Below are 7268 nucleotides of genomic sequence, written 5' to 3' on the forward strand. Positions count from 1 at the left end.
GTCGTCCGAGAGGTGCGCGCGCAGATGCGCCTCGTCCTCGGCCTTGCAGGCGGCGTTGACCACCAGGAACAGGTGATCGCCGAAATTGGCGACCATCAGATCGTCCAGGATACCGCCATCCGCATTGGTGAACTGGGCATAGCGCTGCCGCCCCGGCGCAACCGCGACGATGTCCTGCGGCACCAGCCGCTCCAGCGCGCGGGCGGCGTCCTCGACCTTGCCGGACTTCGGCAGCAAGCGGAGCTGGCCCATATGGGAGACGTCGAACAGGCCGGCTTGGCTGCGGGTGTGAAGGTGTTCCTTCAGCACGCCGGCGGGATATTGCACGGGCATGTCATAGCCCGCGAACGGCACCATCTTGCCGCCGAGGGACACATGCAGCCCGTGAAGGGGGGTACGTTTCAGGGAGTCTTGGTCGTCGCGCGCTAGCATCACAGGGGCCCTCGGCGGTTCCCCGGGGAGGATTCCCCGATGGACACCAGTCGAAGCCCCATCTGTCGCTGTGCCTGAGAGTATTATCCCGTCGGCGGACGCCATCCGGACATCAAGCCCGTCGGCGCCTCTTTCCAGATGCTGTCAAAGCCACGCGGTCCTTTTGCCTGAGAGTTTCCGGGGCGGTTGCTCCTTCGGCGCCGGCTACCCAAAGCCGGTCTCTCCCGACGTGGCCGTACGATACAAATAGGTACAGACCACAGCCCGGCCAAGCCTGTCAACGCGGGCTTTGCGCCTTTCAACGGGATTGCAACGGGATTGCGCTGATACGGCAACCCTCTGATCTCTCTGCACAGTTTCTGGACAGCGAAGCTGGCCTTGTCTAAAAGCGCTTTGGCCCGCAGATATCAGCCCAAATCACAGGTTTGGATGGCAAGGAAGCGGGTCCAAGCACACCCGATTGGATGAACATGAGCGGCGTCAACGAGATCAGGTCGACCTTTCTGAACTTCTTTGCCGAGAACGGCCACGAGATCGTGTCGTCCTCGCCATTGGTGCCGCGCAACGACCCGACGTTGATGTTCACCAATGCCGGCATGGTGCAGTTCAAGAACGTCTTCACCGGCGTCGAGAAGCGGCCCTATCAGCGCGCCACCACCTCGCAGAAATGCGTGCGCGCGGGCGGCAAGCACAACGACCTCGACAATGTCGGCTACACCGCGCGCCATCTCACCTTCTTCGAGATGCTCGGCAACTTCTCGTTCGGCGACTATTTCAAGGAGCGCGCGATCGAGCTTGCCTGGACCCTGATCACCCGGGATTTCGGGCTGAACAAGGACAAGCTGCTGGTCACCGTCTACCACACCGACGACGAGGCGGCCGGCCTCTGGAAGAAGATCGCGGGCTTCTCCGAAGACCGCATCATCCGCATCCCGACCTCGGACAATTTCTGGGCGATGGGCGACACCGGCCCGTGCGGTCCGTGCTCTGAAATCTTCATCGATCGCGGCGATCACATCTGGGGCGGCCCTCCGGGCTCTCCGGAGGAGGATGGCGACCGCTTCCTCGAATTCTGGAATCTCGTGTTCATGCAGTACGAGCAGGTGACGAAGGAGGAGCGCGTGCCGTTGCCGCGTCCCTCGATCGACACCGGCATGGGGCTGGAGCGCATGGCCTGCATCATGCAGGGCGTCGACAGCGTTTTCGAGACCGATCTGTTCCGTCATTTGATCGATGCGACCGCGTCAGCGCTGGGCAGCGGGCCGAACGAGCAGACGGTGGCCTCGTTCCGCGTCATCGCCGACCATTTGCGCTCCTCGGCCTTCCTCGTCTCCGACGGCGTGCTGCCCTCGAACGAGGGCCGCGGCTACGTGCTGCGCCGGATCATGCGCCGCGCGATGCGCCATGCGCAGCTTCTTGGCGCGAAAGAGCCGCTGATGCACCGCCTGGTCTGGGCGCTGGTCCGCGAGATGGGCCAGGCCTATCCCGAACTGATGCGCGCGGAAAACCTGATCGAGGAAACGCTGCGGCTGGAAGAGACCCGCTTCCGCAAGACGCTGGTCCGCGGCTTGGCCATCCTCGACGAGAAGAGCGCGTCGTTGAAGAAGGGCGACATGTTCGACGGCGACGTCGCCTTCACGCTGTACGACACCTACGGCTTCCCGCTCGACCTGACGCAGGACGCGCTGAAGTCGCGCGGCATCGGCGTCGACCAGGCGTCCTTCACCGATGCGATGGAGCGCCAGAAAGCCAAGGCGCGCGAGTCCTGGAAGGGTTCTGGCGAAGCTGCCTCTGAGGCGATCTGGTTCCCGCTGCGCGAGAAGCTCGGCGCCACCGAATTTCTGGGCTACGAGACCGAGAGCGCCGAAGGCGTGGTGTCCGCGCTGGTGAAGGACGGCCAGGAAACCACGAGCCTCAAGGCCGGCGAGACCGGCGCGCTGGTGCTGAACCAGACGCCGTTCTATGCGGAGTCCGGCGGCCAGGTCGGCGACACCGGCGTGCTGACGGGCGAAGGCGGGATCAAGTTCCGCGTCACCGACACGCAGAAAAAGCTCGGCGATCTCTTCGTGCATATCGGCACGGTGGAGAGCGGCGAGCTGAAGCTCGGCACCGCGCTCCAGCTCGAAGTCGATCACAGCAGGCGCTCGTCGATCCGCGCGCATCACTCTGCGACCCATCTCATCCACGAGGCGCTGCGCCAGGTGCTCGGCGACCACATCGCCCAGCGCGGCTCGATGGTCGCGCCGGACCGGCTGCGCTTCGACTTCGTGCATCCGAAGCCGATCACGGCGGAGGAGCTTGCCCGCGTCGAGGACATCGCCAACGACGTGGTGCTGGAGAACGACGAGGTCACGACCCGCGTCATGGGCGTGGACGAAGCCCGCGAAGCGGGCGCGCGCGCCCTGTTCGGCGAGAAATATGGCGACGAGGTTCGCGTCGTCTCGATGGGCCGGACCGCGCGCGAGCGCGGTGCCAACGCGCTCGGCTGGTCGGTCGAGCTCTGCGGCGGCACCCACGTCAGGCGCACCGGCGATATCGGCCTGATCACGCTGACGGGCGAGAGCGCGGTCGCCTCCGGCGTGCGCCGCATCGAGGCGCTGACCGGCAACTATGCGCGCAAGCACGCCAACGACACCATGGCGCTGGCGAAGACCGCGGCCAACGAGCTGCGCACCTCGATCGACGACGTGCCGGCGCGTATCGCTACGCTGATGGAGGAGCGCAAGAAGCTCGAGCGCGAATTGTCCGATGCGCGCAAGAAACTCGCGATGGGCGGCGGCGCGTCCGCCGGCAGCAACGGCGCGGCGGCTGGCGTGCGCGAAGTCGGCGACGTCAAGCTGATGGCGCGCGCGGTCGAAGGCATCGAGATGAAGGATCTCAAGAGCCTCGCCGATGACGGCAAGAAGCAGATCGGCTCCGGCGTCGTCGCCATCGTCGGCGTCACCGAGGACGGCAAGGCCGGAATCGTGGTCGGCGTCACCGCCGACCTCGTCGCGCGCTTCAATGCCGTGAACCTGGTGCGCGTTGCCTCCGAGGCGCTCGGCGGCAAGGGCGGCGGCGGCCGGCCCGACATGGCGCAGGCCGGCGGCCCCGACGGCGCCAAGGCGTCCGAGGCGCTTGCGGCGATCGAAAAAGCGATGGCAGGCGCGTAAAGGCCCATGCGCCTCGTTCCGCGAGGACGTGGGCTTCGCGATCCCGATTTGAGGGACCGCCTCTACGAATTGCTGGAGCACGATCCGCTGGCCTATTCGGCCGGATCGCGCTTCATCCAGCTCATCATCGGCGTCATCGTGCTCGACGTGGTCGCGATGATCCTCGCCTCGGTGCCGGAGCTCGACGCGCAATTCGGCGTGCTGTTTTCCGCGATCACCATCTTGTCCGTGATCGTGTTCGCGCTGGAATATGCCGCGCGTCTCTGGACCGTGGCGGGCCACACGCCGCGCCAGGGTTCTGCCCTTGCCGACCGGCTGGGCTATGCCTTCTCCGCGCTCGGCATCATCGATCTCATGGCGTTCCTGCCGGCCGCGATCGTCCTGGCCACGGGCCGGCACGCGACGCTGGCCGGGCTCGGCGTGCTGCCGTTCTTCAAGCTGATCCGGTACTCGCCGGCGATGCGCTCGCTGCTTGCAGCCGTCCATGCCGAGCGGCGGGCGCTGATCGGCTGCATCGTCATCCTGTTCGGCGTGGTCCTGACCTTTGCCTCGCTACTCTACGCCATCGAGCGTGATGTGCAGCCCAGCAAGCTCGGCACCATTCCGGACGCGATGTGGTGGGCGATCGTGACGCTCGGCACCGTCGGCTATGGCGACGTCGTGCCGGTGACGCCGCTCGGAAAATTCGTCTCGGTGTTCGCGATCGTCTCGGGCTTTGCCATGATCGCGCTGCCGGTCGCGATCATCTCCACCGCCTTTGCCGAGGAGGTGAAGCGGCGCGACTTCGTCGTCACTTGGGGCATGCTGGCGCGGGTGCCGCTGTTCTCGCATCTGTCCGCGTCCGAGATCGCCGACATCATGCGGCTCCTGCGCGCCCGCACCACCGAGCAGGGCGAGATCCTGGTGCGGCGAGGGGACGTCGCATCGTCGATGTATTTCATCACCGCCGGCGAGGTCGAGATCGCGTTGCCGAGCCAGCAGGTGCGGCTTGGCGACGGCACCTTCTTCGGCGAGATCGCGCTGCTGCACAAAACCAAACGCAGCGGCACGGTGACGGCGACGCGGAAGACGCGGCTGCTGCTGCTCGACGCCCAGGACTTCCATGCCCTGATCGAGCGCATGCCGACGCTCGCCGCCCACGTCCATGAGACCGCGAGAGCGCGGCTCGAGGAGACCGGCGACCTCGCGGCGGCGGAGCTGGCACAGKCCGAGCGCGACGGTACCGACCGCTGAGCGGTCAGCCCTTCTTCAGGAAGACATAGTCGGCCGAGTAGGGCGCGCTCTTGAAGTCGCCGGCCTTGTCGCAAGCGCCGTCGAGCTTGCCGCCATGGGTGTTGATGCGCTGGACTGTGGTGACCGGGGTCAGCACGCCACTGCCGCGGCGGGAGGCGACCTCGAGCTTCAGCCAGGCGATGTCGGCGGCGGTTGCGCCCGGTGCGTTGCCGATGGCCTTGCCGACCACGGCGCTGCCGTCAGCATGCTCCCAGTTCGGGCCGGCATAGTGCCGGCCGATGGTCTTGCCGTCGGCGAGCAGCGTGGCGATCGGCTCGCGGAAGGCCCAGGCGAGCTTGCCGTCGGTGCCCGCCTTGCACTCATAGACCTGCGCGCCTTCGGCGTGGACGCTGAGCACGACGGTCTCGCCGGGAGCGGCGATGGCGTCGGGAAGCGGCTCCGCGGCCCCCGCTGATCCGATCATGGCCGCGAGCAGCGGCAGGCAGGGGACGGCGAGCTTGGTGGACATGGTCGGTCTCCGCGCGATGGTGTCAAAATGAATGGGCCGCGCCTGGGCGCGGCCCATCATGATGTTTAACCCCGATCAGGCGGAAATAATGCGCAGGCTTACGCCGCCAACGCTTTCGTGAGGTTTTCCGCGACCTTGTCGAGGAAGCCGGTGGTCGAGAGCCAGCGCTGGTCGGCGCCGACCAGGAGCGCGAGGTCCTTGGTCATGTAACCTTCCTCGACCGTGTCGACGCAGACCTTCTCCAGGGTGGTCGCGAACTTCGCGAGTTCCGGGTTGTTGTCGAGCTTGGCACGGTGGGCGAGGCCCCGGGTCCAGGCGAAGATCGAGGCGATCGAGTTGGTCGAGGTCTCCTTGCCCTTCTGGTGCTCGCGGTAGTGGCGGGTCACCGTGCCGTGGGCGGCCTCGGCTTCGACCGTCTGGCCGTCGGGGGTGAGCAGCACCGAGGTCATCAGGCCGAGCGAACCGTAGCCCTGCGCGACGGTGTCGGACTGCACGTCGCCGTCGTAGTTCTTGCAGGCCCAGACGTAGCCGCCGGACCATTTCAGCGCCGAGGCCACCATGTCGTCGATCAGGCGGTGCTCGTAGGTCAGGCCCTTGGCGTCGAACTGCTTCTTGAACTCGCGGTCGAAGATGTCCTGGAAGATGTCCTTGAAGCGGCCGTCATAGACCTTGAGGATGGTGTTCTTGGTCGAGAGATAGACCGGATAGTTGCGCATCAGGCCGTAGTTGAAGGAGGCGCGGGCGAAATCGATGATGGAGTCGTCGAGATTGTACATCTCCATGGCGACGCCGGCGCCCGGGGCCTTGAACACTTCCTTCTCGATCACGGTGCCGTCCTCGCCGACGAACTTCATCGACAGGGTGCCCTTGCCCGGGAACTTGATGTCGGTGGCGCGGTACTGGTCGCCATAGGCGTGGCGGCCGATGATGATCGGCTTGCTCCAGCCGGGAACGAGGCGCGGCACGTTCTTGCAGATGATCGGCTCGCGGAAGATGCAGCCGCCGAGGATGTTGCGGATGGTGCCGTTCGGCGACTTCCACATCTGCTTGAGGTTGAACTCCTTCACCCGGGCCTCGTCCGGGGTGATGGTGGCGCACTTGACGCCCACGCCGACCTTCTTGATGGCTTCGGCGGCGTCGATGGTGACCTGATCGTTGGTCTGGTCGCGGTACTCCATCCCCAGATCGAAGTAGAGCAGCTCGACATCGAGGAACGGGTTGATCAGCTTGTCCTTGATGTACTGCCAGATGATCCGGGTCATCTCGTCGCCATCGAGTTCGACGACGGGGTTGGTCACCTTGATTTTTGCCATGATCGGGGAAGCCTCTTGGGAACGGCGCTATTGGCGCGCCACGGGAATATCCGCCGCCTCTTAGCACCGGGACGCGGCGGGCGAAAGCCAAGGGATTATGCACTTTTAGCTCATCCAGCTTCCGCAGACGGGGAGCGGCGGGCCGCCGTCCGGCCGGGCCGGGGCTGAAGTTTCGGGCGAGATTCAAAAGTCGATTCCAACCCGTTATTTCCCTTGAGAATTTCGTCAGGACAGGCAAACGACAGGCGAGCGGGCAGAGCCGGCCGGGCAGCCGGCTTGAATCAATTCCTGAGGCCTCCTCTCCAAGGCCTTGGAGAGGCAGCGTGAAAGCGAGACGAGATGTCGGGGACTGACAAGAGCAAGGCGGGCCTCGCCCTCGACGGTCCCATCGTGATCCTGGTCGAGCCGCAGCTCGGGGAAAACATCGGCATGGCCGCACGCGCCATGGGTAACTTTGCGCTCAGCTCCTTGCGCATCGTCAACCCCCGCGACGGCTGGCCCAACATCGCCGCCCAGCGCGCCGCGGCCGGCGCCGACCACATTCTGGAACGGGTCGAATTGTTCGACACGGTCGGTGAGGCCGTCGCCGACCTCGACCTGCTGTTCGCCACCACCGCGCGCCCCCATGAC

Annotated in this window: 5 protein-coding genes, 1 pseudogene and 1 riboswitch; of the genes and pseudogenes, 3 read left to right on the forward strand and 3 right to left on the reverse strand. The window is 65.7% G+C overall.

Annotated elements, in window-relative coordinates; genetic code table 11:
- Window positions 1–432, reverse strand: a pseudogene (gene gcvT / locus ACXJL8_RS28490) (glycine cleavage system aminomethyltransferase GcvT); the annotation flags it as partial.
- A gap of 146 nt (window positions 433–578) precedes the next feature.
- Window positions 579–669: riboswitch (glycine riboswitch) on the reverse strand.
- 233 nt (window positions 670–902) lie between these two features.
- Between gcvT and alaS the strand changes: the two are divergent.
- Both alaS and ACXJL8_RS28500 read left to right on the forward strand, forming a co-directional pair.
- Window positions 903–3584, forward strand: a complete 2682-nt coding sequence (alaS, locus tag ACXJL8_RS28495) for an alanine--tRNA ligase (RefSeq protein ID WP_456685994.1) — start codon at window positions 903–905, stop codon at window positions 3582–3584.
- 6 nt (window positions 3585–3590) lie between these two features.
- Window positions 3591–4817, forward strand: coding sequence for a cyclic nucleotide-gated ion channel (locus ACXJL8_RS28500; protein ID WP_456685995.1), 1227 nt, complete (start codon window positions 3591–3593; stop codon window positions 4815–4817).
- Window positions 4818–4821: 4 nt separating this feature from the next.
- Here the strand turns inward: ACXJL8_RS28500 and ACXJL8_RS28505 are convergent, their stop codons facing one another.
- Window positions 4822–5325, reverse strand: coding sequence for a DUF3455 domain-containing protein (locus ACXJL8_RS28505; RefSeq protein WP_456621277.1), 504 nt, complete (start codon window positions 5323–5325; stop codon window positions 4822–4824).
- A 98-nt stretch (window positions 5326–5423) separates the two neighbouring features.
- Complete coding sequence (locus tag ACXJL8_RS28510) at window positions 5424–6638, reverse strand: NADP-dependent isocitrate dehydrogenase (protein WP_456621278.1); 1215 nt, start codon at window positions 6636–6638, stop codon at window positions 5424–5426.
- 339 nt (window positions 6639–6977) lie between these two features.
- Between ACXJL8_RS28510 and ACXJL8_RS28515 the strand changes: the two genes are divergently transcribed.
- Window positions 6978–7268 (forward strand): TrmH family RNA methyltransferase (locus tag ACXJL8_RS28515; RefSeq protein WP_456685996.1); only part of this gene is annotated, 291 nt, incomplete at its 3' end.

Source organism: Bradyrhizobium sp. P5_C11_2 (assembly GCF_054049755.1).

What these genes read in the sequence shown, in the direction of transcription:
- alaS (WP_456685994.1), top strand. Translation starts at nt 903, where the DNA reads ATGAGCGGCGTCAACGAGATCAGGTCGACCTTTCTGAACTTCTTTGCC.
- ACXJL8_RS28505 (WP_456621277.1), bottom strand. Translation starts at nt 5,325, where the DNA reads ATGTCCACCAAGCTCGCCGTCCCCTGCCTGCCGCTGCTCGCGGCCATG.
- ACXJL8_RS28510 (WP_456621278.1), bottom strand. Translation starts at nt 6,638, where the DNA reads ATGGCAAAAATCAAGGTGACCAACCCCGTCGTCGAACTCGATGGCGAC.